Origin of the sequence: Aeromonas sp. HMWF014, assembly GCF_963878295.1 — a bacterium.
In the GTDB taxonomy this organism is placed as follows: domain Bacteria; phylum Pseudomonadota; class Gammaproteobacteria; order Enterobacterales; family Aeromonadaceae; genus Aeromonas; species Aeromonas popoffii.
The window spans coordinates 1-4,395 of record NZ_CAWNYS010000257.1; the positions used below are offsets into that span (position 1 = coordinate 1).

Here is a 4,395-nt window from a genome sequence, read left to right on the forward strand (position 1 = left end):
TGAGGCGCTGGGGCGCCCCATGCAACACGTAATTGGGACATAGCCTTTTTCATGGCTGTGAGGCGGCTAACAGTTTCCCGCCCGTGTGTTCCGCGCCGTTTCAGATTGAAACGCCAACATCCCCTCTGCTGTTTCAAATCCGAACCGAACCGGCCATCATTTTTCTCCCGATTTATCCCGTTAGACTGGCTCCATCAACCATTTGCCCACCCGAGCGGTGGCAAGCCAAGGAGTGAGCCATGAAGAAACTGATCAATGCCGTCGATGCCGTGGTCCGTGAACAACTGATGGGGATGGCTGCCGCCCACCCCGAGCTCAAGGTCCGTATCGAACCCCACTACATCACCCGCGCCGACTCCCCCGTGATGGGCAAGGTGGCGCTGGTCTCTGGCGGTGGCAGCGGCCACGAGCCGATGCACGGCGGTCTGGTGGGCAAGGGGATGCTGGATGGCGCCTGCCCCGGTGAGATTTTTACCTCCCCGACGCCGGATCAGATGTACGAGTGCGGTCAGGCGGTTGATGGCGGCGCGGGCGTGCTGTTTCTGGTGAAGAACTACACGGGTGATGTGCTCAACTTCGAGACCGCGGTCGAGCTGCTGCATGGCGATGGGGTCAAGGTTGGCTTCTCGTTGATCGATGACGACGTGGCAGTCAAAGACAGCCTCTATACCGCCGGTCGTCGTGGCGTCGCCACCACAGTACTGTGCGAGAAACTGGTGGGGGCCGCTGCCGAAGCGGGCTATGACCTGACCCGCTGCGAGGCGCTGGCCCGTCGCATCAACAACCAGAGCCGCACCATTGGCGTTGCCATGCATGCCTGCACCGTGCCTGCCGCTGGCAAGCCCTCCTTCACCCTGGCAGACAACGAGATGGAGTTTGGCGTGGGTATCCACGGTGAACCCGGCATCGAGCGCCGCCCCTTCACCGACCTCAATACCCTGGTGGACGACATGTTCGCGGAGCTTGCGGACAACACCCCCTATGGCCGCACCCTGCGCCACTGGGACAGAGCCTCCGGCAGCTGGCAGGAAGAGCACTCCTTTATCGAGCCCCTCAACAAGGGTGACCGAGTTATCGCGCTGGTCAACAGCCTCGGCGGCACCCCGATTTCAGAGCTGTATGGTGTCTATGGCCGCCTCGCCACCCTGTGCGAAGAGGCGGGCATCCATCTGGTACGCAACCTGATCGGCCCCTACTGTACCGCCCTCGACATGACCGGCATCTCCATCACCCTGCTCAAGGTGGATGATGAGCTGATGACCCTGTGGGATGCCCCCGTTCACACCCCCGCCCTGCGTCGCGGTTGCTAAGGAGCCTTTACTCTCATGCTAAGCAAACATCACATCGTCAACTGGCTGCTCGACTGCGAACACATCTTTACCGAGCAGCGTGACTACCTCACCGCGCTGGATACCGATATCGGCGACGGAGACCACGGCCTCAATATGCAGCGCGGTTTTACCAAGGTGGCCGAGAAGCTGCCTGCCGTGGCGGACAAAGACATCGGTCAGGTGCTGAAAACCACCGGTATGACGTTGCTCTCCTCGGTCGGCGGCGCCAGTGGCCCGCTCTACGGCACCTTTTTTATCCGGGCGGCGGCCAGCACCGACGCCTGCCAGAGCCTGAGTCTCAGTCAGTTGTGCAAAATGCTCAGTGACGGGGTCGAGGGGATCGTCTCCCGCGGCCGCGCCGAGCCGGGCGACAAAACCATGTGCGACGCCTGGTGGCCCGCACTGGCCGCCCTGCAACAGGCACAGCAGCAAGCGCTGTCGCTCAATGATGCGCTGGATAAGGCGGTGGCGGCTGCCGCAGCCGGTACCGAGGCCACCATCCAAATGCAGGCCCGCAAGGGGCGCGCCAGCTATCTTGGCGAGCGCAGCATAGGCCATCAGGATGCCGGGGCCACCTCGACCCTGCTGCTGCTGACCGCCCTGCGTGACAGAGCGAGGTTGTAGCATGATCGGAATCGTAGTTGTCTCTCACAGCGCCATACTGGCGGCCGGCTTGAAAGCCCTGGCCGACCAGCTCGGTAGCCCGGCCAAGTTGCTGCTGGCGGCCGGGGTCGATGACCCCGACCACCCCATAGGCACCGATGCCATCGCGGTGATGAGTGCGATAGAAGAAGCAGATGACGGCAGCGGCGTGCTGGTGCTGATGGATTTGGGCAGCGCCCTCCTCAGCGCCGAGACCGCCCTCGAACTGCTGCCCCCTGAGTTAAGTGCCCGGGTGCGGCTCTGCCCCGCCCCGCTGGTCGAGGGCACCCTGGCCGCCGTGGTGGCGGCCGGTTCCGGGATGACGCTGGATGAGGTCGCCGCCGAGGCGCTCGGCGCGCTGGGCCCGAAACAGGCGATGCTGCCTGCCACCACTGTGCAGGCCGCTACTGAGACAGCCTCCGTTAGCGACGATGGCTGGCTGCGCTGCGAGGTGGTGGTGGATAACCCCCACGGCTTGCATGTGCGCCCCGCCGCCCGACTGGTAGCCGCCCTCAAGCCCTTTGCCGCTGAACTCAAGCTGCAAAAGGGGGATAAAGAGGCCAACCCCCGCAGCCTGACCCGGCTCACCATGCTCAACGTGCGTCAGGGAGACACCCTCGCCCTGCTGGCGCGCGGGGAGGATGCCACCGCCGCATTGACCTGCTTCCAACAGCTGGCCGCCGAGCGTTTCGGCGACTGACGCTGCACGCCTACCCGTTTCCAAGCGCGGCACCGACCGAATGGGCCAGCTGCCGCGCAACTGTCGTGCAAGTAAAGACGAAGGACTCCCCGGCACTGCCGCCCCTTCGCCCCTGTTAGTTTCAAAAGAAGTCTTATGAACTAGAGAGAGGGATAAAAAATGGATCGCATCATCATCAGCCCCAGCAAATACGTGCAAGGCAACGGGGCCCTCGCCAATATTGGCAACTACGTCAAGGCGCTCGGCACCAAGCCGCTCATTCTGGCCGATGCCTTGGTCACCAAGCTGGTTGGCGACACGGTTGCCACCAGCTTCCACAGTGTGGGCATCACACCCGAGTTCGACTGTTTCAACGGCGAATGCTCCCGCCCCGAGATCGACCGGCTGATGGCCCGCTGCAATCAGACGCCGTTTGACGTCATCATCGGCATCGGCGGCGGCAAGACGCTGGATACCGCCAAGTCGGTCGCCTTCTACCAGAAGGTGCCGGTGGTCATAGTGCCCACCATCGCCTCCACCGATGCGCCCACCAGCGCACTGGCGGTCATCTACACCCCACAAGGGCAGTTCAGCGAATACCTGATGATCCCGACCAACCCCAACATGGTCATCATGGATACCGGCGTGGTCTCCCGCGCACCGGTGCGGCTGTTGGTCTCCGGCATGGGGGATGCGCTCTCCACCTATTTCGAGGCGCGCGCCAACAAGGTTTCCGGTTGCCAGACCATGGCAGGTGGCGCTTCCACGCTGGCGGCGCAGGCCATCGCCGAGCTCTGCTACAAGACCCTGCTGGCCGACGGCTACAAGGCCAAGCTGGCGGTGGAGCAGGGGCTCTGCACCAAGGCGGTGGAGAACATCATCGAGGCCAACACCTACCTGAGCGGTATCGGCTTCGAGAGCAGCGGGCTGGCCGCCGCCCACGCCATCCACAACGGCCTGACCCAGCTCGCCGAGTGTCACCACCTCTACCACGGTGAGAAAGTGGCGTTCGGTACCCTGGTGCAACTGGTGCTGGAGAACGCCCCGATGGCGGAGATCGAGACAGTGCTGGGTTTCTGCCGCTCAATCGGCCTGCCGACCAACCTGCATATGATGGGGGTCAAGGAGCTGGATATGGCGCGCCTGATGGCGGTGGCCAAAGCCTCCACCGCCGAAGGGGAGACCATCCACAACATGCCGTTCAAGGTCACTGCCGAGGATGTGCTGGCGGCCATCGTCACCGCCCACCAGCTGGGGCTATAACCGCGTCACGGCTGACCTTGCCATATAAAACGGCCCCGCAACTGCGGGGCCGTTTCGTTTTCTGCGGGCCGGTTGGCGATGGCTCGGATCGCCGTCAGCCGTGATAGTCGGTGGGATCGATCTCGAGCAGCTTGAGCCGCCGCCACAGGGTAGTGCGACTGATGCCAAGATGCTGGGCCATCTGGCTCACCTGTCCCTTGCAGGCGTGGGCGCAGCGCAAGATGGCTTGGCGCTCCAGCTCCGCCAGGGTGAGCAGCGGTTGCCCCACCACCTCATCCGCCACCAACTGATAGCCGTGGCGAATGGCAGCGGGCAGCGCTTCCGGCGGGATCAGCCCCTGACCGGCATGAAGCAGCGCATGCTCGACCGCGCTGCGCAGCTCCCCCAGATTGCCGGGCCAGGGATAGGCGAGCAGACAATCGAGGGCCGCTGGGCTGAACTGGCGCACCGGCTCGCGCCCCTGCGCCGCCAGTTGCTGGC

The 4,395-nt window shown here is 63.9% G+C and carries 5 protein-coding genes; 4 read left to right on the forward strand and 1 reads right to left on the reverse strand.

Going from position 1 to position 4,395, the window contains the following annotated elements:
- Positions 1 to 239: 239 nt before the first annotated feature.
- The 4 genes from dhaK (at position 240) to AAC083_RS10485 (ending at position 3,915) form a co-directional block, all read left to right on the forward strand.
- A complete protein-coding gene (gene dhaK, locus AAC083_RS10470) occupies positions 240 to 1,310 on the forward strand; it encodes a dihydroxyacetone kinase subunit DhaK (RefSeq protein ID WP_108536551.1) in 1,071 nt (356 codons plus the stop codon).
- Positions 1,311 to 1,325: 15 nt separating this feature from the next.
- The gene (gene dhaL, locus AAC083_RS10475; RefSeq protein ID WP_108536552.1) at positions 1,326 to 1,955 is read left to right on the forward strand and encodes a dihydroxyacetone kinase subunit DhaL; all 630 of its coding nucleotides are present in this window, start codon (positions 1,326 to 1,328) and stop codon (positions 1,953 to 1,955) included.
- Position 1,956: 1 nt separating this feature from the next.
- On the forward strand, positions 1,957 to 2,673 hold the full coding sequence (gene dhaM / locus AAC083_RS10480) for a dihydroxyacetone kinase phosphoryl donor subunit DhaM (protein WP_108536553.1): 717 nt from the start codon (positions 1,957 to 1,959) through the stop codon (positions 2,671 to 2,673).
- A 159-nt stretch (positions 2,674 to 2,832) separates the two neighbouring features.
- Positions 2,833 to 3,915, forward strand: a complete 1,083-nt coding sequence (locus tag AAC083_RS10485) for a glycerol dehydrogenase (protein ID WP_108536554.1) — start codon at positions 2,833 to 2,835, stop codon at positions 3,913 to 3,915.
- A gap of 94 nt (positions 3,916 to 4,009) precedes the next feature.
- On the opposite strand, the gene AAC083_RS10490 is transcribed toward AAC083_RS10485, so the two are convergent.
- Positions 4,010 to 4,395: helix-turn-helix domain-containing protein (locus tag AAC083_RS10490; RefSeq protein ID WP_146181647.1), on the reverse strand; the 386-nt coding region annotated here is incomplete at its 5' end.